The organism is Streptomyces endocoffeicus, assembly GCF_016741935.1.
Taxonomy (GTDB): Bacteria; Actinomycetota; Actinomycetes; order Streptomycetales; family Streptomycetaceae; genus Streptomyces; species Streptomyces endocoffeicus.
Map to the genome: position 1 here is coordinate 467,289 of NZ_JAERRG010000004.1, position 22,901 is coordinate 490,189.

Annotated in this window: 18 protein-coding genes; 7 read left to right on the forward strand and 11 right to left on the reverse strand. The window is 71.5% G+C overall.

What is annotated here, in order from left to right:
• Window positions 1-35: 35 nt before the first annotated feature.
• The 5 genes from JK364_RS14550 to JK364_RS56990 all read right to left on the reverse strand — a co-directional run bounded on the left by JK364_RS14550 (window position 36) and on the right by JK364_RS56990 (window position 6,408).
• The gene (locus JK364_RS14550; protein WP_201851366.1) at window positions 36-1,424 is read right to left on the reverse strand and encodes a styrene monooxygenase/indole monooxygenase family protein; all 1,389 of its coding nucleotides are present in this window, start codon (window positions 1,422-1,424) and stop codon (window positions 36-38) included.
• A 77-nt stretch (window positions 1,425-1,501) separates the two neighbouring features.
• Window positions 1,502-2,113: a GTP-binding protein gene (locus JK364_RS14555; protein ID WP_106969044.1), complete on the reverse strand. Its 612-nt coding sequence runs from the start codon at window positions 2,111-2,113 to the stop codon at window positions 1,502-1,504.
• A gap of 34 nt (window positions 2,114-2,147) precedes the next feature.
• Window positions 2,148-2,540, reverse strand: coding sequence for a DUF742 domain-containing protein (locus JK364_RS14560; protein WP_201851368.1), 393 nt, complete (start codon window positions 2,538-2,540; stop codon window positions 2,148-2,150).
• Window positions 2,537-3,028 (reverse strand): roadblock/LC7 domain-containing protein, encoded by a 492-nt coding sequence (locus JK364_RS14565; RefSeq protein ID WP_121824831.1) that lies wholly within the window; start codon window positions 3,026-3,028, stop codon window positions 2,537-2,539. The genes JK364_RS14560 and JK364_RS14565 overlap by 4 nt, the downstream gene beginning before the upstream one ends.
• A complete protein-coding gene (locus tag JK364_RS56990) occupies window positions 3,025-6,408 on the reverse strand; it encodes a sensor histidine kinase (RefSeq protein ID WP_201851370.1) in 3,384 nt (1,127 codons plus the stop codon). The genes JK364_RS14565 and JK364_RS56990 overlap by 4 nt, the downstream gene beginning before the upstream one ends.
• A gap of 390 nt (window positions 6,409-6,798) precedes the next feature.
• On the opposite strand from JK364_RS56990, the gene JK364_RS14575 reads away from it, so the two are divergent.
• Complete coding sequence (locus JK364_RS14575) at window positions 6,799-7,569, forward strand: protein phosphatase 2C domain-containing protein (protein WP_201851372.1); 771 nt, start codon at window positions 6,799-6,801, stop codon at window positions 7,567-7,569.
• Between the two features lie 114 nt (window positions 7,570-7,683).
• Here JK364_RS14575 and JK364_RS14580 read toward each other — a convergent pair whose 3' ends face one another.
• Complete coding sequence (locus JK364_RS14580; RefSeq protein ID WP_201851374.1) at window positions 7,684-8,214, reverse strand: MarR family winged helix-turn-helix transcriptional regulator; 531 nt, start codon at window positions 8,212-8,214, stop codon at window positions 7,684-7,686.
• A gap of 208 nt (window positions 8,215-8,422) precedes the next feature.
• On the opposite strand from JK364_RS14580, the gene JK364_RS14585 reads away from it, so the two are divergent.
• Together JK364_RS14585 and JK364_RS14590 are read left to right on the forward strand one after the other, a co-directional pair.
• Complete coding sequence (locus tag JK364_RS14585) at window positions 8,423-9,271, forward strand: lysozyme (protein ID WP_201851376.1); 849 nt, start codon at window positions 8,423-8,425, stop codon at window positions 9,269-9,271.
• Window positions 9,272-9,449: 178 nt separating this feature from the next.
• Window positions 9,450-10,028, forward strand: coding sequence for a TetR/AcrR family transcriptional regulator (locus JK364_RS14590; protein ID WP_201851378.1), 579 nt, complete (start codon window positions 9,450-9,452; stop codon window positions 10,026-10,028).
• Between the two features lie 122 nt (window positions 10,029-10,150).
• Here JK364_RS14590 and JK364_RS14595 read toward each other — a convergent pair whose 3' ends face one another.
• The 5 genes from JK364_RS14595 to JK364_RS55285 all read right to left on the reverse strand — a co-directional run bounded on the left by JK364_RS14595 (window position 10,151) and on the right by JK364_RS55285 (window position 15,598).
• Complete coding sequence (locus JK364_RS14595) at window positions 10,151-10,702, reverse strand: NAD(P)H-dependent oxidoreductase (protein WP_307841282.1); 552 nt, start codon at window positions 10,700-10,702, stop codon at window positions 10,151-10,153.
• Between the two features lie 110 nt (window positions 10,703-10,812).
• On the reverse strand, window positions 10,813-11,418 hold the full coding sequence (locus tag JK364_RS14600) for a short chain dehydrogenase (protein ID WP_201851382.1): 606 nt from the start codon (window positions 11,416-11,418) through the stop codon (window positions 10,813-10,815).
• 67 nt (window positions 11,419-11,485) lie between these two features.
• Complete coding sequence (locus JK364_RS14605; RefSeq protein WP_201851384.1) at window positions 11,486-12,070, reverse strand: Uma2 family endonuclease; 585 nt, start codon at window positions 12,068-12,070, stop codon at window positions 11,486-11,488.
• A gap of 136 nt (window positions 12,071-12,206) precedes the next feature.
• A complete protein-coding gene (gene lon / locus JK364_RS14610) occupies window positions 12,207-14,624 on the reverse strand; it encodes an endopeptidase La (RefSeq protein WP_201851386.1) in 2,418 nt (805 codons plus the stop codon).
• A gap of 56 nt (window positions 14,625-14,680) precedes the next feature.
• Window positions 14,681-15,598: a rhomboid-like protein gene (locus tag JK364_RS55285; protein WP_230991899.1), complete on the reverse strand. Its 918-nt coding sequence runs from the start codon at window positions 15,596-15,598 to the stop codon at window positions 14,681-14,683.
• A gap of 269 nt (window positions 15,599-15,867) precedes the next feature.
• Between JK364_RS55285 and JK364_RS14620 the strand changes: the two genes are divergently transcribed.
• From JK364_RS14620 to JK364_RS14635, 4 genes are all read left to right on the forward strand, one after another.
• Window positions 15,868-16,596, forward strand: coding sequence for a spermidine synthase family protein (locus tag JK364_RS14620; protein WP_201851388.1), 729 nt, complete (start codon window positions 15,868-15,870; stop codon window positions 16,594-16,596).
• 104 nt (window positions 16,597-16,700) lie between these two features.
• On the forward strand, window positions 16,701-17,441 hold the full coding sequence (locus JK364_RS14625; protein ID WP_014054863.1) for a response regulator transcription factor: 741 nt from the start codon (window positions 16,701-16,703) through the stop codon (window positions 17,439-17,441).
• Window positions 17,438-18,787 (forward strand): HAMP domain-containing sensor histidine kinase, encoded by a 1,350-nt coding sequence (locus JK364_RS14630; RefSeq protein ID WP_230991900.1) that lies wholly within the window; start codon window positions 17,438-17,440, stop codon window positions 18,785-18,787. The genes JK364_RS14625 and JK364_RS14630 overlap by 4 nt, the downstream gene beginning before the upstream one ends.
• Before the next feature lie 238 nt (window positions 18,788-19,025).
• The gene (locus JK364_RS14635; RefSeq protein WP_201851390.1) at window positions 19,026-22,886 is read left to right on the forward strand and encodes a multifunctional oxoglutarate decarboxylase/oxoglutarate dehydrogenase thiamine pyrophosphate-binding subunit/dihydrolipoyllysine-residue succinyltransferase subunit; all 3,861 of its coding nucleotides are present in this window, start codon (window positions 19,026-19,028) and stop codon (window positions 22,884-22,886) included.
• The last annotated feature ends 15 nt before the right edge of the window (window positions 22,887-22,901 follow it).

The window sequence follows — 22,901 nt, forward strand, 5'->3', positions numbered from 1 at the left end:
GACGGCCCCGGCGACGGCTCCGGCGACGGCCGGTGTCAGCGGAAGGACCGGACGGCCTCGGGCGCGTGGTCGTCCACCTCGGCCCCGTCGTCGGCCCCAGCCACATCATCGGCCGCGGCCACATCGTCGGCCGCGGCCTCGGCTTCAGCGGCCTCGGCTTCAGCCTCGGCGGCCTCGGCCTCCTCCCTGACCCCATCCAGATAGGCGGCCGTCTTCTCCGGCTCGTAGAAGAAGTTCTCGAAGTCGGAGGGGTCGTCGAAGCCGTTGGCGATGCGATGGGCGACGGCGGGGAAGGCGGACCCCGCGCCGAGGAGGTTCACGACGTGCTCCGGCGGCGGGGCCAGCATCGCGTTGGTCCACTTGGTGACGTGCCGCGCGCTCTCCCAGTAGCGGTCGAACGTCGTCCGCATCCACTCCTCGTCGAACGGCCGGTCGCCGCGCTCGAGGATGCTCTCCAGATAGGCCGCCGCGCATTTGGCCGCGGAGTTGGAGCCCTGGCCGGTGATCGGGTCGTTGGCCACCACGACATCGGCCACGCCCAGAACCAGCCCGCCGCCCGGCAGCCGCCCGACCGGGTGGCGTACGGTCGGCGCGTACCGCCCGGACAGCGTGGCGCCCACGTCCGTCAGCTCGACCTTGGTGGCGCGCGCGTACTCCCAGGGCGTGAAGTGTTCCATCAGCTCCAGGACGCGCTCCAGGTGCTCCGAGGGGTCGGTGATGCCCTGGAACGCGTCGGCCGGACCGCCCGGGACGGTCTCCCAGAAGAGGATGTCGGCGCGGCCGCTGGTGGTGAGCGCGGGCATCACGAAGAGCTCGCCGACGCCGGGGACGAGATTGCAGCGCACCGCGTCGACGTCGGGGTGCTCGGGGCGCGGGCCGAGGCCGTGCACATAGGCGACCGCGAGGGCGCGCCGCGGGGTGTCGTACGGGGAGCGGGCGGCGTCCCGGTCGAAGAGCGAGACCAGTTCGCCCTTGCCCGCGGCCACCAGCACCAGGTCGTACTTCCTGATGAGGACGTCCAGGTCGGAGACGGCGGCGCCGTGGATGACCACCTGGCCGCCGCGCTGCTCGAACGTCTCCATCCAGCCGGCCATCTTGATCCGCTGGTCGACGGACTGGGCATGGCCGTCGAGCCGGCCGACCCAGTCGACGACCCGCGGATGGCCCCCGGGAGCCGACGGCCCGGCGACCGAGACCCCGAGGCCCTCGACCCGCGGCGCCCGCTCCTCCCAGAAGTTGAGCCCCAGATCGCGCTCGTGGCCCAGCGCGGTGTGGAACATGCACTGGGTGGACATCACCCGCCCGCCGCGGATCTCGTCGGCCGTCCGGTTGGACATCAGCGTGAGCTCGTAGCCCTGGGACTGGAGGCCGAGAGCGAGTTGGAGGCCGGACTGACCGGCACCCACGATGAGTATCGTCCGCATGGCTGTCGACTCTCCCTCACGCTCGGGCCGGAAAGCGGAACGGAGCATTCCATCCCACGGGCGGAGCAGAGGTTACGTCACTCGGGTGACACGTCAACGGCGTGCCTCACCAGCGCCAGCAGCGCGTCCACGACCGCGATCCGGCGCCGGGCGTCCATCATCACCACGGGGACGGAAGACGCCACGGAGAGCGCGTCCCGTACGTCCTCGGCCTGGTAGAGCGGAGTCCCCTCGAAGTGGTTGACCGCCACCACATACGGCAGTCCGAGGCTCTCGAAGTAGTCCAGCGCCGGGAAGCTCTCGTCCAGGCGCCGGGTGTCGACCATCACCACCGCGCCGATGGCCCCGCGCATCAGGTCGTCCCACATGAACCAGAAGCGCTGCTGGCCGGGGGTGCCGAAGAGATACAGGACCAGATCGTTCTCCAGCGTGATCCGGCCGAAGTCCATCGCGACGGTGGTGGTCAGCTTCTCGGGCGTCGCCTCGAGGTCATCCACACTCTCGCTGGCCTGCGTCATCAGCGCTTCGGTCTGCAGCGGAGTGATCTCCGAAACCGCGCCGACGAAGGTCGTCTTGCCGACGCCGAAGCCTCCCGCTATCACGATCTTGGTGGCGATCGGCGCGCGGGAGCGGTCCGTCTGCCACCTCTGGAGCACCTCCTCGGCCCCGGGTATCCCGGCCCCGGGTATCTCCGACGTCGCCGGCGGGGTCGCCGTGATCGTCTCAGAGCCTGCGAAGTCCACTGAGCACCCTTTCGAGCAACGCGCGCTCCGGCTGGCCGGGGCCCCGCCCGGTGCCGTAGACGCGGATCTTTCCCTGGTCGGCCAGGTCACTGAGCAGGACGCGCACCACACCGAGTGGGATCTTGAGCATCGCGGAGACCTCCGCGACGGAGCGCATCCTGGCGCACAGTTCGATGATCGCCCGGATCTCCGGCAGCATCCGGGAGTTCAACCCGCTGGGGGCCAGGTCCAGCCGTCCGTCCGGAGACTCCAGCGCCGCGACGAAGGTCTCCACCAGCAGCACATGGCCGGAGCGGGTGCGGCCACCGGTGAGTGAGTACGGACGTACGCGAGCGGGTTTACGGGCGGGCCGGCCGGACCCGGCGGTCGTCACTGTGCGTGCTCCAGCGACCTGCGTAGTTCATTGCGGAGCTCGGGGGTGAGCACATGTCCGGCCCGGCCCACGAACAGCGCCATGTGATAGGCGACGACGGTCATGTCGCAGTCGGGCGTGGCGTGCACCCCCAGCAGCGAACCGTCGCTGATCGACATGACGAACAGACTGCCCTCGTCCATCGCCACCATCGTCTGCTTGACACCGCCGGCGTCCATCAGCTTCGCCGCGCCGAGCGTGAGGCTGCCGAGCCCCGAGACGATCGTCGCCAGATCCGCGCTGGAGCCCTTGGGGCCGTCCTGCACCGACGGATCGGCCGCCGCGGCCGCGGCGTGGTGCCGTGTGTCGGACGAGAGCAGCATCAGCCCGTCGGTCGAGACGACCACGACCGAACGGACGCCCGGCACCTCCTCGACCAGGTTCGCCAGCAACCAGTGCAGATTACGGGCCTCGCGACTCAACCCGTAGGTACTACTGGGCGCATTCACCCGCGTGCCTCCTCAACCGTGCCACCCTCGTTCTGCGCCCCCGTTTGCCCTGCTGGTCCCCCGCGCCCTCGCGCGGGCTCGCCGCGCGTGGGCTCGCCGTGCGCGGCGAGCTCGGCGGCGGCGTCGCGGTGTCCCTCGCGGGCGCCGCGCTGGAAGCCACCGAGCCGGCGCCGCAGTTCCTCCGCGCTCACCGAGCCGGTCCGCTCCCGTGGATCGGGCTCCCGGAGGGCCACGTTCCGCGGTCGTCGCTTGGGAAGCCCCTTGTCGGTGCGCGCCGCCTCGTCGTCCGGGCGGGCGTGCTGGTCGGGGCCGATGGCGTACGGATCGGCGGACGGCTCACCGCCGCCTGCCCGCTCACCACCCTCCGCCGTCCTGCCGCCGGTCGACGGCGGGACGCTGCCTTCGGGGCCGTCGTACGACGACGGGGCGCGGTCTGCCGCGGGGGCGCCGGGGCGCGCCGGGCCGCCGTTGGCCGGGCCCCAGGCGTCCGCGCCGACCGGGCGTATGCCGTGGCCGCCCAAGTACCACTCGCGGTCCGTGTAGTCGGCGAGGTCCGCGTAGTCGTCGCGGCCGTCGGCGTCCACGCGGTCCGCGGCGTCCTCACGTCCATCGCGTCCATCGCGTCCGTCGCGTCCCTGACGGCCCTCGCCGTCCCCGCGGCTTTCGCGGCCGTCGGGATCCGTACGGTCCGAGCGGCCGCCGCGGTCCTCGGGGGCCCCTTGGCTCTCGCGCAGGCGGCGGAGCGTCAGCTCCATCGTCTGCTCGACGTCCGGGACCTCGGGGACCTCCGGGACCACTGGCTCCTCGGCCTGAGGTGCCAGGGCCTGGTCGTCCGCGCCGGACCGGGTGCCGTCCTGCCCATCGGCCTGGGCCAACTTGGGGACGCGCTTGGGCAGGGCGGGCAGCGCACCGGTGCTTTCCGGGGCCGGATGGCCGCGCGGCGGCGTGGGGTCCATGGGGTAGTCGCGGCCGGTGTCCCCGGTCCGCCCCCACTGCTCACCGGGGACGGCCCAGGGGGCGCTCGGCTCCGGTTCGGCGGCGGCGTCGACGGGCTCTGGCGCAGGACGGGGCTCGTCCTCGAGGTCCGGCTCGGCGGCCTGGGGCGCCGGGTCCGGCTCCGCGGGCGGAACGGGCGCAGCGGGCTGAGCGGGCAGCGCGACCGGCGCGACCGCCTCGGCCGGCGGCTCGGCGTCGGCCCCCGCCACATCCCCCGCCACACCCTCCTGGCCGCGCGCGACCGAACGGGCCTGCCCCGGCAGCGCGTTGGAGTTCGCCTCGGCCTCCGAGCCCGGGAAGCCCAGGAAGGAGGACGGTCCGGTGGCGCCGAACGTCGCGCCCACGCTCACCGGCGGGGCGGGCGGCAGCCCGGCGCCGGGCGGACCGGAGGGGAGGATCTTCGTCGGGAGGACCACCACGGCCGCCACCCCGCCCGGCTGCTGCTCGCGCAGCTGTACGCGGATGCCGTGGCGCGCGGCCAGCCGGGTCACCACATACAGCCCGAGGCCCAGCGGGTCCTCCGGCTGGGGGCCCTGGCAGTACTCGGGCACCGGGTCGGCGAGCCGGTTGTTCAGCTCGATGAAGCGCTCGGGCGTCATGCCGATGCCCTCGTCCTGGACGGACAGCATGACCTCGCCGGTCTCCAGTAACCAGCCGGAGATCTGGACCGCGGCGTCCGGCGGAGAAAACGATGTCGCGTTCTCCAGGAGCTCGGCGATCAGGTGGCTGACGCTGTCCGCGGCGAACCCCGCGACCTGGGCATGCGGCGGCAGCGCCTGGATCTGCACCCGGTCGTACCGCTCGACCTCGCTGATCGAGGCGCGCAGCACATCCAGCAGCGGCACCGGCCCCGGATGGGTGGCCTTCTGCTCGGAGCCCGCGATGACCAGGAGGTTCTCGCCGTAGCGGCGCATCCCGGTGGCCAGGTGGTCGAGTTGGAAGAGCGTCTCGAGGCGGTCGGGGTCCTGTTCCCGCTCCTCCAGGGACTCGATGATGGCGAGCTGGCGCTCGATCAGGCCCAGCGAGCGCAGCGCGAGGCTGACGAAGCTGCCGTGGACCCGGGCCCGCAGCCCCTCCAGCCGGGTGGTGACCGCGTCCCGCTCGGCGCGCAGCCCGTCCCGCTCATCGGCCATCCGCTGCCGCTCGCCGACGAGCCGGGTGCGCTCGCGCTCGAGCTCGGCGACCCGCTCGTACGTCTGCGCGGCCTTGGCGTGGAGTTCGTTGACGGCCCGTACGGCGTCCGCGAACTCGTCGTCGCGGCCCTTGAACTCCACCGGCTCCTCGGCCGCCGGATCGGCCGCGACCCGCCGGGCGCCGAGCCGGAGCGCGGCCAGCGGCCGGGTCATCGAGCGGGCGCTGTGCACTCCGGCGGCGAGGGCGACCAGCAGGGCGGCACCGACGATGCCGATGCGCAGCTCCAGGTCGGTGACCTCGTCGTCCCGCACCCGGGCGAGCTGGGCGGCCTCGGCGGAGGCCAGCGAGGACTGCGTGCCGCGCATCTGGTCGATCCGGGCGTTCAGAGCGGCCTCGACGCGGTCCTTCTGGAGGAAGAAGTCATTGCCCGCGAGGCGGCCCTGGTCGGTGAGCCGGGCGAGGTAGCGCTCGGCGGAGCCGACCTCGGTGCCGCTGACGGTGCGCTGGTAGGCCTCGCGCATGGCGGCGGGGGCGAGCTGTTCGAAGTCGTCGAGCGCCGACTGCTCGCGGACGTTGGTCCGCTGCGCGGCCGAGACCAGCGTGGACTGGCCGCCGCCCGCGTCGAGCGCGGCCAGCAGCAGTCCGCGGGTGGCGGACGCCTCCTCCACCGCGCGGCCGAGCGGGGCCAGCGCGGCGGTGCCGCCGGACTCGGCGTCGGCCGGGAGCCGGCGGGTGAGGGTGTCGGTGATCCCGTTCAGCGCCTGGACGGTGCGGGTGTAGGCGGTGAAGACGTCGATGGCCGAGCCCTTGCCGGTCAGCGCGTCCTGGCGCAGCTCGGGAAGGGTGTCGAGGCGCCGCCGGACGGAGGCCGGGACGTCCCCGCGCACCTCCCGGACCCGGCGGTCGACCCGGGCGCGCATCTCCTCGGAGACCCCGCGGCCGGAGGCGGAGGTGCGGCCGTCGGCGACATAGCGGGTCATGGCGTCGCGCTCGTCGGCGAGGGCGTGGGCGAGGGTCACCGCGCCGCGGTTGGTCCCCGCGAGGTCGACCAGGCGCTGGGCGTCGGTGGTGTCGTCGAGGGCGAGCAGAACGGCCGGGGTTCCGGCCCCGAGGACGGCGACGGAGACGAGGGCGACGGACGTGGTGAGCCGACGGCGGACGCGTACGGTGCGCCGTCGCGGCGCCGCCTCATCCTGGCGTGGCTCGCCGACCGCATCGCGCGTGGTGCCCCGAAGCCGCTTCTTCCGCACCGGTGCTCACAATCCATTCTCGCCCGACCGCTGACGTGAACCAGAGGTGACGACGGATCAACAATTGTGTTTCCCCACCTCTGGTAGGGATTCCGACCCTTTCAGGACGGGTCTGGGGCGGGCGTGCATCACCTGCCCGGCCACCCGAACGAGTGAACCGTATTGCGTAGTTGACCACCAACTTTGGCTCGCGACCATACCTCCCCACCACCTTGCGCGGATTGGTAAAGACCTCGACGCCCTGACAAGATGCCCACCCGCAGCTTCCCAGAAGTGTCAATCCCGCCCCAATCAGGCGGCGGAGAAACCGGCGACGGATTTGGTACGGACCAACACCCGGTCCGGCCCTCGCCACCGTGGTGATCGACAAGGCTCCGGCAGACTGAGGGAATGCGCATCGAACTCGCGACCGCCCCCGGCGATCAGCAATATCCCAACGAGGACTACGCCTCGGTAGCCCTCCCGGCCTCGGGGAGCGGCGGTGCGCTCGTGGTGCTGGACGGGGTGACCCCGCCCGAGGGAGGGGACGGATGCGTCCACAGCGTGGACTGGTTCACCGCACGGCTCGGCGGATCGCTGCTGGAACTGTCCGGTTCGCGACGGGATATGCCACTGACACAGTGCCTCTCCGAAGCGATCACCCGGACCGCCGCCGCCCATAGTTCAACATGTGACCTTTCTCACCCCCTTACGCCCCAGGCGACCGTCGTCGCGGCGCGCTGGAACGCCGAGCGCATCGAGTATCTGGTGCTGTCCGACTCGGTGTTGCTCGTCGAGCGGACCCATGAGGGGGTGACCCCGGTCCTGGACGACCGCATCGACCGGCTGCGGGCCGAGGGCCGGCGGCTCGCCCCGCTGCGCAACGTGGCGGGCGGCTTCTTCACCGCCGCCGCCGACCCCGCCGTCTCCCGTAAGGCGGTCACCGGGGAGTTCCCGCGCGGTGCGGTGCGAGCGCTGGCGGCGCTCACCGACGGGGCGTCGCGCTGGGTGGAGAGGTTCGGCGAGGGCGACTGGACCGAGTGCTTCGCGCTGCTGCGCAAGGAGGGCCCGCAGGCGCTGATCGACCGGGTGCGGGCGGCCGAGCACGCCGATCCGGACCGTACGGCCTTCCCCCGGGGCAAGAACCATGACGACGCCGCCGTGGTCTTCGTGGAGCCCTGACCGCTTAGTGGAGCCCTGACCGCGGGGACCGTGTCCCGCGGGGCGGGTAGCGCGGTTGCCACGTCCGCGTCGCCGGATGCGCGCGGGTCGCCGATCCTGACGTGTATGAGCGCCCTACTCCTGCGCCGCGCGCGCCGTCTGACCGCGGTCGTCGGCCTCCTGCTCCGCGTTCAACCGGTGCAGCAGTCTGGCGAGTTCGGCGACCTCGCTGCGCTCCCACGCGGCGAGGCGGCGCGCATATCGCGCCCGTCGCGCGCCCCGCACGGCACTGAAGCGGCTGCGGCCCTCCTCGGTCAACTCCACCAGGAAGGCCCGGCCGTCGGCCGGATCGGGCGTCCGCGTCACCAAGCCGAGCCCCTCGAGGGCCCGGAGCTGACGGCTCATCGTGGCCTTTCCGACACCCACGAAGCCCGCGAGCTCGGTGGCGCGCTGCGGACCGGCGTCCTCCAGCCGCATCAGCAGTCCATAGGCGGCGGATTCGAGCTCCGGGTGGACTTCCCGGGCCAATTCCCCCGAAGCGGCACGGGCTCTGCGGAGGAAAACCGCCAATTCGCGCTCCAGGGCCAGGAATGCATGGTCCACGCCAATGCCGCCCACGGTGCCCCCCTCACCCCGCTCAGGGGGCAACGCCCCGTTGTTGTGCACGTCAGAGCCCTCTCCGGGTTTTCACTTCGTGAAAGTTTCTACCACGCGCGGCTGTTACCGCAGCTCCACCAGTATTTCGCAGGATTAGACCAACGGCATCACACTCTCCCCCTTCCGTCGGCCTATCTACGCCCGTAGCGTCAACTCCTGACATGGTCATTCCAATCGGACGCCCCTCTCCCCCCACCGAGGTTTCGGAGGCAACGCCATGCCTGTGCACAGACCTGGTTCGGTCCGACGCGCCCTCAGTGCGCTGATCGGCATTCTCGCCGCGCTCCTCGCCATGACCCTCGCACTGCCCGGTTCGGCGTTCGCCGCCCAGGGGCAGGGCGACAAGGCCATCCCCCATCCCGAGGACGACTGGGCGGGTTCCCAGATAGCCAAGCACGAGGGCGGATCCACGACCGGTGAGGCGCCGACGGGGCTGCTCGCCACCGTCGAGGGCGTGGACGTCAGCAGCCACCAGGGCAATGTCAGCTGGTCGACGCTGTGGAGCAGCGGAGTCCGGTTCGCCTATGTCAAGGCGACCGAGGGCACCAGCTACACCAACCCGTACTTCGCCCAGCAGTACAACGGCTCGTACGACGTCGGCATGATCCGTGGCGCGTACCACTTCGCCCTGCCGAACAACTCGACCGGTGCCGCACAGGCCAACTACTTCGTCGACCACGGCGGCGGCTGGTCCAAGGACGGCAAGACCCTGCCGGGCGCGCTCGACATGGAGTACAACCCCTACGGCGCGACCTGCTACGGGCTGAGCGCCAGTGCGATGGTCAACTGGATCAAGTCCTTCAGCAGCACCTACAAGTCGCGCACCGGCCGCGATCCGGTGATCTACACCTCCACCAGCTGGTGGAAGACCTGCACGGGCAACTCCGCCGCCTTCGGTGGCGTCAACCCGCTGTGGATTCCGCGCTACGGCTCGTCCGTCGGTGAGCTTCCGGCGGGCTGGGGCTTCCACACCATCTGGCAGTACACCTCGTCGGGCCCGACGGTCGGCGACCACAACAAGTTCAACGGCGCCATGGACCGGCTGCAGGCGCTCGCCAACGGCTGAGCCCCGCATCGCGTCACCCCCCACACCTGGCGCGTCGACCGCGTTCGGCGCGTCCCGCCCTCCGGCGTACGGACAGGTCTGTCTGTACGCTGGAGGGCGTCGGTCGTTCTACGGCCCCGGTCGCTCCACGGCCTCGGTCGCCCCCTCGGCCCGTGTGTCCGCGTCAAGGAGCTTGATCATGAGCAGCGCCCGCCCCTCCGCCCATGAGCGGATCCTGTCCACCGCGACCGCGCTGTTCAACGCCCATGGGGTGCGCGGGGTCGGAGTGGACCGGATCATCGCCGAGTCGGGCGTGGCGAAGGCGACGCTCTACTCCCACTTCCGCACCAAGGACGATCTGGTGCTGGCCTATCTGCGCGGCTCGGACGAGCGCTGGGGCGGGGCCCTGCGGGAGGCCGCCGAGGCGGCCGGCGCCGACCCCCGGGACCGGCTCGTCGGCCTCTTCGACGCGCTGGACTCAGCGACCGAGCGCGACGGCTTCCGCGGCTGCGCGTTCATCAGGACCGCCGGTGAGACCGAGCCGGGCACCGCCACCCACGCCGCGACGGTCGAGCACAAGCGCGACGTACGGGCCTGGCTGACCGAGCTGGCCCGGGAGGCCGGGGCCGCCGACCCCGAGCGGCTCGGCACGCAGATCTCCGTGCTCGTGGACGGGGTGATGGCCGCGGCGGCACTGGAGCCGAGGCCGGAATTCACGGAGGCCGCCCGGGAGGCGGCGCGGGCGCTGGTCGCGCAGGCGTGCCCGGTGCGGGCGTAGCACCCCTTACGCATGCGGAAGGGCGCCCATTACGTACGTGGAAGGGCACCCCTTGCGTACGTGGAAGAGCCCGGTCGCCAAGTGAGCGGCCGGGCCCTTCTCGTGTCTCGCGTCCCAGGTCGTCAGGCCGCGGTCAGCGCGCGCTCCCGCAGCACGCCGGAGGCCAGCAGCTCGCGATAGCGGTCCTGGTACGCGGCGAGCCGAGCGTCGTCGAGCCCATGGGTGCCGTGCACGATGAACGGCTCCTCGTAACGCATCCCGGTGATGTTGGCCGTGGCCTCGAAGCCGTTGAGCAGATCGACGACCGGGTAGGGGTGGGCCCCACCCGGCCCGTACTGCTCCTCGGTGCTGCCCGTCGAGGTGGCGATCAGCAGCGACTTGCCGCGCAGCGAGGTGCCGCCGCTGCCGTAGGCGAAGCCGTACAGGAACACCTCGTCCAGCCACTTCTTCAGCAGCGGCGGCGTCGCGTACCAGTAGAAGGGGAACTGCAGCACGATCCGGTCGTGCTCCAGCAGCAGCCGCTGTTCGCGCTCGACGTCGATCCGCAGATCGGGATAGGTGGCGTAGAGGTCGTGGAGCGTGACGTTCTCCACCGGCCGGGCCGCCTCGGCGAGGGCGGCGTTGACCCGGGACGCGGCGAGATCGGGGTGGGCGAGGACGAGCAGGGTGCGCACGGAGTTCCTCCGAGGACGATACGACATGCGAACAGACAGGTCTGTCTGCTTCGTCGTCGAAGCTACCAGACAGACCTGTCTGGCTGCCAGCGGTCCGGCGCGGGCCCGGGTCAGCCGCGGCTGGGCACGATCACCCGCCCCTGCGCGGCCCCCTCGACGACCTGCGCATACGCCTGGGCGACGGTCTCCACCGGGGTCCCCTCGGCGGGGTCCATGCCCAGCTTCTCCAGGGTTTCCCGCACCCATCCCGGGCAGATCGCGTTCACCCGCAGCCCGCGCTCCATCTCGATCGCGGCGGCCCGGACGAAGGCGTCGAGCCCCGCGTTCACCAGCGCGCCGAAGGCCCCGCCGGGGGTGGGCTTCTCGAAGACCCCACTGGTGAGGGTGATGGACCCGCCGTCGCGGAGGTGGTGGAGGGCCCGGCGCACAAGGGCGACCTGGCCCAGCAGCTTGGCGTCCAGACCGGTGGTGAACTCCTCGTCCGAGGCGTCCCCGCCGAGCGGGGTGAGCGCGCCGGAGGCGGCGCAGCAGACGACGGCGTCGACGTCCTGGACGGTCGCGAAGAGGTGGTCGAGAGTGGCGGGGTCGGCCATGTCGACGCGCACGGCGCCGCCGGCGCCGGTGCGGGAGGCTCGTACGACCTCATGCCGGCCTTCGAGGGCGTCCGCCACGGCACGCCCGATGGTTCCTGTCGCTCCGATCACGATGACCTTCATGCGGCTCAGCGTGCCGGAGCGCGGGGCACGCTGCCTGGCCCTGTGAGAACCAGGCAGCGGGGGCGGGTCAGTCGCGGGGGAACTCGTCGGTCTTGAGGGTCAGGTCGACGGCGGTGTTGGTCAGATCCACCTCATCGCCGAAAGACACCGTGCGTTCGTTGACGTAGGCGCCATCCTTGGGCTCGGTGAACAGATGGCACCTGCCGGTGTAGGGGTCAATGATCAGGTAGACGGGAACCTCGGCAGTGGCGTATGCCCCCTTCTTGAGGCCGTAGTCATTGGCCCCCGTGCGCTTCGAGATCACCTCGGCCACGAACTCGACGTCCTCATGACGCCACAGACCCCTGGAGTTCTTGACGGCGCCCTCGGCGATCAGCGTGACATCGGTCGCGAAGCCATTGAGATAGCCGGGGTAGTCGATGCGGACATCCGACTTGATCCGCTTGCGCGGGTACTGTGTACGCAGCTGCTCGACGACGTCCAACGTGATGTCCCACTGCGTGTCCCGCTGCGGCGACATGAAGATGTTCCCCTCGACAATCTCAACCTTGATTCCCTCGGGGACGTTCTCGAGCCACTCAAACATCATGTCCAAGGTGAGCTCGTCGCTGCTGTCGGCCATCTCGATCCTGTCAATCGCCATGACGGTCATCGTGCCGCTCCTCCCCGCCGCAGGCACAGCACCCGCGGCCGGTTAGTCCAACGATACGCACGGCCGACAGGTCACGCGTGGCCCGGAATCCCGTTCGACACGGGATTCCGGGCCACGGCGCCACCGGCAGCGTCCGTCACGCCGCTACCGGAACCTCGGGGGTCGCCGCGCGGGCGGGCTCGAGGGCCAGCTCCAGCACCCGGCGGACGTCGGAGACCGGGTGGACGTCGAGCTTGTCCAGGACCTCGGCGGGGACGTCGTCCAGGTCGGGCTCATTGCGCTTGGGGATGATCACGGTGGTCACCCCGGCCCGGTGCGCCGCCAGCAGCTTCTGCTTGACGCCGCCGATGGGCAGCACCCGCCCGGTCAGGGACACCTCGCCGGTCATCGCCACGTCCGGACGCACCTGGCGGCCGGAGAGCAGCGAGGCCAGCGCGGTGGTCATGGTGACGCCCGCGCTCGGGCCGTCCTTGGGCACCGCGCCCGCCGGGACGTGGAGGTGGACGCCGCGCTCCTTCAGGTCGCCGACCGGCAGCTCCAGCTCCGCGCCGTGCGAGCGCAGGAAGGAGAGCGCGATCTGGGCGGACTCCTTCATGACGTCGCCGAGCTGACCGGTGAGGCTCAGCCCCGCGCCGCCCGTCTCCGGGTCGGCCAGCGACGCCTCCACGAACAGCACGTCACCGCCGGCGCCGGTGACCGCGAGCCCGGTCGCCACGCCGGGGACGGCGGTGCGGCGCTCGGCCGGGTCCTGGGCGGACTCGGGGGTGTGGTGCGGCCGGCCGACCAGCGGGCGCAGCTCCTCCACGCCCACGGTGAAGGGCAGTTCGCGCTCGTCGAGCTCGTGCTGGGCCGCCACCTTGCGCAGCAGCCGGGCGATGGACCGCTCCAGGGTCCGTACGCCCGCCTCGCGGGTGTACTCGCCCGCCAGCTTGCGCAGCGCCTCGTCGGTCACCGTGACCTCGCCCGGCTCCAGACCGGCCCGCTCCAGCTGGCGGGGCAGCAGGTGGTCACGGGCGATGGTGACCTTCTCGTCCTCGGTGTAGCCGTCCAGGCGCACCAGCTCCATCCGGTCCAGGAGCGCCTCCGGGATGGCCTCCAGGACGTTGGCGGTGGCGAGGAAGACCACGTCGCTCAGGTCGAGTTCGACCTCCAGGTAGTGGTCGCGGAAGGTGTGGTTCTGCGCCGGGTCCAGGACCTCGAGCAGGGCCGCGGCCGGGTCGCCGCGGAAGTCGGAGCCCACCTTGTCGATCTCGTCCAGGAGGACGACGGGGTTCATCGAGCCCGCCTCCTTGACGGCCCGGACGACCCGGCCGGGCAGCGCGCCCACGTAGGTGCGCCGGTGGCCGCGGATCTCCGCCTCGTCGCGGACGCCGCCGAGCGCGACCCGGACGAACTTCCGCCCCATGGCGCGGGCGACGCTCTCGCCCAGGCTGGTCTTGCCGACGCCGGGCGGGCCCACCAGGGCCAGCACCGCGCCGCCGCGGCGGCCGCCGACGACGCCGAGGCCCCGGTCGGCGCGGCGCTTGCGCACCGCCAGGTACTCGGTGATCCGCTCCTTGACGTCCTCCAGGCCCGCGTGGTCGGCGTCGAGCACGGCCTTGGCGCCCTGGATGTCGTACGCGTCCTCGGTGCGCTCGTTCCAGGGCAGCTCCAGGACGGTGTCCAGCCAGGTGCGGATCCAGCTGCCCTCGGGGCTCTGGTCGCTGGACCGCTCCAGCTTGTCGACCTCCTTGAGGGCCGCCTCGCGGACCTTCTCGGGCAGATCGGCGGACTCGACCCGGGCGCGGTAGTCGCCGGACTCGTCCTCAGGGTCGCCGTTCAGCTCGGCGAGCTCCTTACGGACGGCTTCGAGCTGGCGCCGCAGCAGGAACTCGCGCTGCTGCTTGTCGACGCCCTCCTGGACGTCCTTGGCGATCGACTCGGCGACGTCCTGCTCGGCGAGGTGGTCGCTCAGCCAGGTGACGGCCAGCTTCAGCCGGGCCACCGGGTCGGTGGTCTCCAGCAGTTCGACGCGCTGGGCCACGCTCAGGAAGGGCGAGTAGCCGGAGTTGTCGGCGAGCTGCGCGACATCGTCGATCTGCTCCACCCGGTCCACGACCTGCCAGGCGCCGCGCTTGCGCAGCCAGCTGGTGGCCAGCGCCTTGTATTCCTTGATCAGTTCGGTGACGGCACCGGGCAGGGGGTCGGGCACGATCTCCTCGACCGTGGTCCCCTCCACCCACAGGGCCGCCCCGGGTCCGGTGGTCCCGGCCCCGATGCGGATACGGCGCACACCGCGGATCAGCGCGCCGGGGTCTCCGTCGGAGAGCCGGCCCACCTGCTCGACGGTGCCGAGCGTGCCGATACCGGCGTAGGTGCCGTCGACGCGCGGCACCAGGAGCACCTTCGGCTTGCCGCCTCCGCTCCCACTGGAGCGGGCGGCGGCCTGGGCGGCCTCCACCGCGGCGCGTACCTCGGTATCGGAAAGGTCCAGCGGCACCACCATGCCGGGAAGCACCACCTCGTCATCGAGAGGCAGTACGGGCAGGGTGAGCGGTGTGGACAGCGAAGCCATGATCTCCCCTTCGGCAGGCAAGTTGAGTCACGAGGACTCAATAAGTCAATGCCCACTCAATGCGCGGAGGGGGTTCCGGTGTTCCCGGAGGCTCGTTCGCTGTGAGCGAAGCCGGGCGGGGCGTCGTCGTTTCGCCGTGACCGCGGGCGCCACCTGGTGTTTCGCCGGACGTACGGCCAGGAGAGAACGCCGAGCAGCAGGGCGAAGCCATGGCCCCAGCCGGTGAGCGGATCGAAGTCGACGAGGATCCCGGCGGTGAGCGCGAGGCCGACCCCGCCGAGCAGCGCCCACCGGCGCCGGGGCGACAGCAGTCCGGCGAGCGCGGCGGCGCAGGCGATCAGCCCGTAGCTGACGCCGTAGTCGAGGCGGCGCAGCGAGCTGTCCGGGAGGTGCCCGGCGGCCACGGAGACGGCCACCGGGACCTCGGTGAGCAGCGTCGCCAGCACATGCCCGAGCAGGAACACCCCGGCGGTGCGCACCCCGCCGAGCCGCCGCTCCAGCGCGCCGAGCACCAGGGGGAAGGCGGCCAGATACGGCGAGGTGATCCCGCCCACCGCCCACAACGCACTGACCAGCAGGGTCAGCAGCGGCCGCTGGGAGAGGTGGGACACATCGGTACTGGAGCCCGCGAGCAGATCGCGCACGGTGCCGGGGTCGCCGAGGCGGGCGTAGAGCCCGGTGCCGAGCAGGACGACCGTATAGCCGAGGGTGAACGGCACGGTGCGGAGCGCGCGCGGCAGCGAACGCGCCAACACCGTCGTGCGGCGCCCGTGCCCCCACCCGGCCCCCGGCACCCGCGGCGTACTGGCCCCGACGGCCGAGGGCCAGCCGCAACCCGCCACCCGCCGCGCATCCGCCGGGCCGGTGCGCGGACCGGTCGGGGCGACGGCCCGGAGGTCGTCCGGGTCACCGCCGTCCGCCGCTCGCGCACCCGGAACGGCCGACGCGTCCGTCCCTCTTACCGATGTCGTCAACGCCCGCCTTACCGATGTCGTCAACGCCCGCGCCCCTTCCCCACTCCCACCGCCGCTCCCCCTGCTTCCCGCTTATCCGCCACGACCGCGACAACAACCAGGACGCCGTGAGTCATGTCACGACGCCTCCAGCTGTGACATGGACGACGCCACACGACGCCACACCACGCCACCGCACGGCCCCGGGCCACCGTGAATCCGTTGGACCAGCCGGCCGGGACGGCGCGAGGATGGCGGGGTCAGGAACCACCCGGGAGGACCCCACACCCATGCAGCCGCAGCCGCCGTACGACCTCCACGCCGCCGCCGACGACCGGCCGGTGACCGTCGACCGCCGGGAGGGCCCGTACGGCGAGGTGGTGCTGCGGCGGCGCGGTGGCGGGGGACCGTCGGCCGACGCCGTCTTCGAGATCATCGCCAACGGCTGCTTCCTCATGGACACCTCCGACGGCCGCTCCGAGCGGCTGCTCATCCGTGCCGCCCTTGACGCGCTGCCCGCCGACCGCCCCTCCCCCGCGCTGCTCATCGGCGGACTCGGCGTCGGGTTTTCGCTGGTCGAGGCGGTGGCGGAGCCCCGCTGGGGGCGGATCGCGGTGGTCGAGCGGGAGGCCGCGGTGATCGACTGGCACCGCGCGGGACCCCTGGCGGCCGTGACCGCCGGGGCACTGGCCGATCCGCGCACCGAGGTCGTCCACGCCGATCTGGTCGAGTGGCTGCGAACGGGCCCGCGGACCTATGACGCGCTGTGCCTGGATATCGACAACGGCCCCGACTGGACCGTCACCGAGGACAACGACGGCCTCTACTCCCCCACCGGGCTCGCGGCCTGCGCGGCGCGTCTCGCGCCGGGCGGGGTGCTGGCCGTATGGTCGGCGCAGCCGTCGCCCGCGTTCGAGGAATCTCTCCGGAATGCCGGGTTCACACAGGTGCGTACGGAAGAGGTCGCCGTTGCCCGGGGTGTTCCCGACGTCGTGCATCTCGCGGTTCGGGGCGCGTAGCAAAGCCGCGTACGCTGGCTTTACGCTTGCTTGCCTACCAAACGCGGCTGAGCGATGACCAGGCGCGAGCCGCGGGTTTCACCGGAAGACGCAGGGGCGGGCGTATGGAGCAGACTCACAACGGTCACAACGGGACCGCCACGACCACCCCTGGCGCACAGCGCCGGGTCCTCGTCGTCGAGGACGATCCGACCATAGTGGACGCCATCGCGGCCCGGCTGCGTGCCGAGGGGTTCCAGGTCCAGACGGCGGGAGACGGTCCGGCGGCGGTCGACACGGCCGAGGCATGGCAGCCCGATCTGCTCGTCCTCGACGTGATGCTGCCGGGCTTCGACGGTCTGGAGGTCTGCCGACGGGTGCAGGCCCGGCGGCCGGTGCCCGTGCTCATGCTGACCGCGCGCGACGACGAGACCGACATGCTGGTGGGGCTCGGGGTCGGCGCCGACGACTACATGACCAAGCCGTTCTCCATGCGCGAACTGGCCGCGCGGGTGCATGTACTGCTGCGGCGGGTGGAGCGGGCGGCGCTGGCCGCGCACACCCCGCGCAGCGGGATCCTGCGCCTGGGCGAGCTGGAGATCGACCACGCCCAGCGCCGGGTGCGGGTGCGCGGCTCGGATGTGCACCTCACCCCGACCGAGTTCGATCTGCTGGTCTGTCTGGCCAACACCCCGCGCGCGGTGCTCTCGCGCGAGCAGCTGCTGGCCGAGGTGTGGGACTGGGCGGACGCCTCGGGCACCCGCACCGTGGACAGTCACATCAAGGCGCTGCGCCGGAAGATCGGCGCGGAGCGGATCCGTACGGTGCACGGCGTGGGCTACGCCCTGGAGACCCCGGCGGCATGACGAAGGCCCGCTGGGCACGCAGGGTCCCCAAGGTCCGGGCAGGCGCGGATCCCCGGGCGTGGGCACGCCGGGGCTGGGCGCGCAGGGGCTGGGCGCGCAGGGCTCCCCAGGCCTGGGCGGACAAGGCCCCCAAGCTCTGGGCACGCGGGGTCCCCAAGGTGTGCCGGCCGCACGGGGCCCCCACGGGCCGGCGGGCGTGGTCCCGCGCCACCTGGGCCCGGATCTGGGAGGCGCTGCGCCCCTTCGATCCGTACCGCTCGGTCAAGGCGGCGCTGGGGGCGCTGGTCGTCGGCTCGGTGATCATCACCACGCTGCTCGTCTTCGCGGCGATGCACTCCGACACCGAGCTGCGCGTCATCACCATCTTCTCGATCATCGCCTCGCTGCTGATCACCCAGTTCGTGGCGAACGGGCTCACGGCCCCGCTGGACGAGATGACCGAGGTCACCCGGGCGATGGCCAACGGCGACTACACCCGGCGGGTGCGGGCGGCGCAGCGCGGGGACGAGTTCGGCGACCTGGCGTCCGCGTTCAACCGGATGGCGGCCGATCTGGAGGCGGTGGACACCCACCGCAAGGAGCTGGTGGCCAACGTCTCGCATGAGCTGCGCACCCCGATCGCGGCGCTGCGGGCGGTGCTGGAGAACGTGGTGGACGGGGTCTCGGACGCCGATCCGGAGACCATGCGGGTCGCGCTGAAGCAGACCCAGCGCCTGGGCCGTCTGGTGGACCAGCTGCTCGACCTCTCCCGCCTCGACAACGGGGTGGTGCCGCTGTACACGCGGCGGTTCGAGGTCTGGCCGTATCTGGCCGGGATCCTCAAGGAAGCGAGCATGGCCAAGGGGGCGGAGTCCCATTCGGGCGCGCACACCCGTAAGGACGTCCATCTCAACCTGGACGTCTCGCCGCCCGAGCTGACCGCCCACGCCGATGCCGAGCGGCTGCACCAGGTGATGGCGAACCTCATCGACAACGCGGTGAAGCACAGCCCGGCGCACGGCCGGGTGACCGTGCGCGCCCGGCGCGGTGACGGCCCGGAGAGCCTGGAGCTGGAGGTGCTGGACGAGGGCCCCGGCATCCCGGAGGCGGAGCGGCACCGGGTCTTCGAGCGGTTCAACCGGGGCGGGCTCTCCCCGGACGGCTCGGTGGACGGCCGGCGGCGGCCGGGGCCGGGGCCGGGCAGCGACGGCGGCACCGGTCTGGGGCTGGCGATCGCGCGCTGGGCGGTGGATCTGCACGGCGGGCGGATAGGGGTGGCGGAGTCCCCGCGCGGCTGCCGGATCAAGGTCAGCCTCCCCGGGCCTGCCCCGGAACCCAAACAAGGCACCCCCAGAGATCAAAGCTGAAGTAAAGTCGATCCTGTCGCGCACATACGAGCGGCAGGGGTGCACGTCTGCGCTGCCCCGCGCCGGAGGAAACGCACGAAACCTCGTGTGTTTCCCGGTGCGTCATGCGCTGAAACCCGCCAATCAATGTGACTTGCGCGACGATGACCAGTGCGACCTGCACGTAAGGGTCGAAGAGGCGTAGCCTTTATTCCCGCTGTCCACCACCTTTAGGAAGCGGAAGAGGGCGGTTGCCGCCGTGTCGCCACAGTCCCCCAACACCTCGAGCGTCTCGACCGATGAACAGGACGGGCAGGGAAGTAACCCTGCCGCTGCCTTCGGCCCCAATGAGTGGCTCGTCGACGAGATCTACCAGCAGTACCTCCAGGACCCGAACTCGGTCGACCGAGCCTGGTGGGACTTCTTCGCCGACTACAAGCCGGGTCAGGACACCGGCTCCGCGGTGGCCAAGCCACCACAGGGAGTAGCCGCGAGCGCCGCCCCGGCGGCCCCGGCCACGCCCGCCGCGGCGGGACCGGCGGAGGCCAAGCCCGCCGCCCCGGCCGCGAAGCCCGCCGAGGCCAAGCCGGCCGCCGCGGCCCCCGCCGCTCCCGCTGCCGCGCAGCCCGCGGCGGCGCAGCCCGCGGCCCCCGCCGCGAAGGCCGCTCCGGCGGCCCCGGCGAAGCCCGCACCGGTCAAGCCGACGCCGGCCGAGCCGACGGTCTCCAAGAAGGAGCCCGCCGCGCCGTCCGCGGGGCCCGAGCTGGTCACGCTGCGCGGCCCGTCCGCCGCCGTGGCGAAGAACATGAACGCGTCGCTGGAGCTGCCGACCGCCACCTCGGTGCGTGCCGTCCCGGTGAAGCTGCTGTTCGACAACCGCATCGTCATCAACAACCACCTCAAGCGCGCCCGCGGCGGCAAGGTGTCCTTCACGCACCTGATCGGCTACGCCATGGTGCAGGCGCTGAAGGCGATGCCCTCGATGAACCACTCGTTCACCGAGAAGGACGGCAAGCCGACCCTGGTCAAGCCCGAGCACATCAACCTCGGTCTCGCCATCGACCTGGTCAAGCCCAACGGCGACCGCCAGCTCGTCGTCGCGGCGATCAAGAAGGCCGAGACGCTGAACTTCTTCGAGTTCTGGCAGGCCTACGAGGACATCGTCCGCCGCGCCCGCGCGAACAAGCTGACGATGGACGACTTCACCGGCGTCACGGCCTCCCTCACCAACCCCGGCGGCATCGGCACCGTCCACTCGGTGCCGCGGCTGATGCCCGGCCAGGGCCTGATCATCGGCGTCGGCGCCATGGAGTACCCGGCCGAGTTCCAGGGCACCTCCCAGGACACCCTGAACAAGCTGGGCATCTCCAAGGTCATGACGCTGACCAGCACCTATGACCACCGGGTGATCCAGGGCGCCGCCTCCGGCGAGTTCCTGCGGATCATGAGCCAGCTGCTGCTCGGCGAGAACGACTTCTTCGACGAGATCTTCAAGGCGCTGCGCATCCCCTACGAGCCGGTCCGCTGGCTCAAGGACATCGACGTCAGCCACGACGACGACGTCACCAAGGCGGCGCGGGTCTTCGACCTGATCCACTCCTACCGGGTCCGCGGCCATGTCATGGCCGACACCGACCCGCTGGAGTACCGCCAGCGCAAGCACCCCGACCTGGACATCATCGAGCACGGGCTCACCCTGTGGGACCTGGAGCGCGAGTTCGCGGTCGGCGGTTTCGCGGGCAAGTCCATGATGAAGCTGCGCGACATCCTGGGCGTGCTGCGCGACTCGTACTGCCGCACCACCGGCATCGAGTTCATGCACATCCAGGACCCCAAGCAGCGCAAGTGGATCCAGGACCGCGTCGAGCGCAACCACGACAAGCCGGAGCGCGAGGAGCAGCTGCGCATCCTGCGCCGGCTCAACGCGGCCGAGGCGTTCGAAACCTTCCTGCAGACCAAGTACGTCGGCCAGAAGCGGTTCTCCCTGGAGGGCGGCGAGTCCGTCATCCCGCTGCTGGACGCGGTGCTGGACGCGGCCGCCGAGTCGCGGCTTGACGAGGTCGTCGTCGGCATGGCCCACCGCGGCCGGCTGAACGTGCTGGCCAACATCGTCGGCAAGTCGTACGCGCAGATCTTCCGCGAGTTCGAGGGCAACCTCGACCCGAAGTCCATGCACGGCTCCGGTGACGTCAAGTACCACCTGGGCGCCGAGGGCACCTTCACCGGTCTGGACGGTGAGCAGATCAAGGTCTCGCTCGCCGCGAACCCCTCCCACCTGGAGGCCGTGGACCCGGTCCTGGAGGGCGTCGTCCGCGCCAAGCAGGACATCATCGGCAAGGCCGGCACCGACTTCACGGTGCTGCCCGTCGCCCTCCACGGCGACGCGGCCTTCGCGGGCCAGGGCGTCGTGGCCGAGACGCTGAACATGTCGCAGCTGCGCGGCTACCGCACCGGCGGCACCGTGCACATCGTGATCAACAACCAGGTCGGCTTCACCGCCGCCCCGGCCGCGTCCCGCTCCTCGATGTACGCCACGGACGTCGCGCGCATGATCGAGGCGCCGATCTTCCACGTCAACGGCGACGACCCGGAGGCCGTCGTGCGCGTCGCGCGGCTCGCCTTCGAGTTCCGCCAGGCGTTCAACAAGGACGTGGTCATCGACCTGATCTGCTACCGCCGCCGCGGCCACAACGAGACCGACAACCCCGGTTTCACCCAGCCGCTGATGTACGACCTGATCGACAAGAAGCGCTCGGTGCGCAAGCTCTACACCGAGTCGCTGATCGGGCGCGGCGACATCACCCTGGAAGAGGCCGAGCAGGCGCTGCAGGACTTCCAGGGCCAGCTGGAGAAGGTCTTCACCGAGGTCCGCGACGCGGTCTCGGCCCCGGCCCCGGCCGAGGTCCCCGAACCGCAGGCGGAGTTCCCGGTCACGGTCCAGACGGCCGTCTCCCAGGAGGTCGTCAAGCGGATCGCCGAGTCCCAGGTCAACACCCCCGACCGGATCACCGTCCACCCGCGGCTGTTCCCGCAGCTCCAGCGGCGCGCGGCGATGATCGAGGACGACTCGATCGACTGGGGCATGGGCGAGACCCTCGCCATCGGCTCGCTGCTGATGGAGGGCACCCCGGTCCGCCTCGCCGGCCAGGACTCCCGCCGCGGCACCTTCGGCCAGCGCCACGCGGTGCTGGTGGACCGCGAGACCGGCGACGACTACACCCCGCTGCTGTACCTCACCGAGGACCAGGCGCGGTACAACGTCTACGACTCGCTGCTCAGCGAGTACGCGGCGATGGGCTTCGAGTACGGCTACTCGCTGGCCCGCCCGAACGCGCTGGTCATGTGGGAGGCGCAGTTCGGTGACTTCGTCAACGGCGCGCAGACCATCGTCGACGAGTTCATCTCCTCGGCCGAGCAGAAGTGGGGCCAGACCTCTGGTGTCACGCTGCTGCTGCCGCACGGCTACGAGGGCCAGGGCCCGGACCACTCCTCGGCCCGGATCGAGCGCTTCCTCCAGCTGTGCGCGCAGAACAACATGACGGTCGCCGCGCCGACGCTGCCGTCGAACTACTTCCACCTGCTGCGCTGGCAGGTCCACAACCCGCACCACAAGCCGCTGGTCGTCTTCACCCCGAAGTCGATGCTGCGTCTGAAGGCCGCGGCGTCGAAGACCGACGAGTTCCTCAACGGCTCGTTCCGCCCGGTGATCGGCGACGAGACGGTTGACCCGGCATCGGTGCGCAAGGTGGTCTTCTGCTCCGGCAAGGTCTACTACGACCTGGCCGCCGAGCGGGACAAGCGCGGTGCGAACGACACGGCGATCATCCGCCTGGAGCGGCTGTACCCGCTGCCGGGTACGGAGCTGCAGGCCGAGATCGCCAAGTACTCGGGCGTCGAGAAGTTCGTCTGGGCGCAGGAGGAACCGGCCAACCAGGGTGCGTGGCCGTTCGTCGCGCTCAACCTGATCGACCACCTGGAGCTGTCGGTCGGCGCGGACATCCCCGCCGCCGAGCGCCTGGTCCGGGTCTCCCGCCCGCACTCGTCCTCGCCCGCGGTGGGGTCGAACAAGCGGCACCAGTCGGAGCAGGGAGCGCTGGTGGGCGAGGTCTTCGAGATCTGAGACCCTCAGCCGATT

What these genes read in the sequence shown, in the direction of transcription:
- JK364_RS14590 (WP_201851378.1), top strand. Translation starts at nt 9,450, where the DNA reads ATGAGCAGCGCCCGCCCCTCCGCCCATGAGCGGATCCTGTCCACCGCG.
- JK364_RS14620 (WP_201851388.1), top strand. Translation starts at nt 15,868, where the DNA reads ATGCAGCCGCAGCCGCCGTACGACCTCCACGCCGCCGCCGACGACCGG.
- lon (WP_201851386.1), bottom strand. Translation starts at nt 14,624, where the DNA reads ATGGCTTCGCTGTCCACACCGCTCACCCTGCCCGTACTGCCTCTCGAT.
- JK364_RS14600 (WP_201851382.1), bottom strand. Translation starts at nt 11,418, where the DNA reads ATGAAGGTCATCGTGATCGGAGCGACAGGAACCATCGGGCGTGCCGTG.
- JK364_RS14585 (WP_201851376.1), top strand. Translation starts at nt 8,423, where the DNA reads ATGCCTGTGCACAGACCTGGTTCGGTCCGACGCGCCCTCAGTGCGCTG.
- JK364_RS14575 (WP_201851372.1), top strand. Translation starts at nt 6,799, where the DNA reads ATGCGCATCGAACTCGCGACCGCCCCCGGCGATCAGCAATATCCCAAC.
- JK364_RS14630 (WP_230991900.1), top strand. Translation starts at nt 17,438, where the DNA reads ATGACGAAGGCCCGCTGGGCACGCAGGGTCCCCAAGGTCCGGGCAGGC.
- JK364_RS14625 (WP_014054863.1), top strand. Translation starts at nt 16,701, where the DNA reads ATGGAGCAGACTCACAACGGTCACAACGGGACCGCCACGACCACCCCT.
- JK364_RS14550 (WP_201851366.1), bottom strand. Translation starts at nt 1,424, where the DNA reads ATGCGGACGATACTCATCGTGGGTGCCGGTCAGTCCGGCCTCCAACTC.
- JK364_RS14605 (WP_201851384.1), bottom strand. Translation starts at nt 12,070, where the DNA reads ATGACCGTCATGGCGATTGACAGGATCGAGATGGCCGACAGCAGCGAC.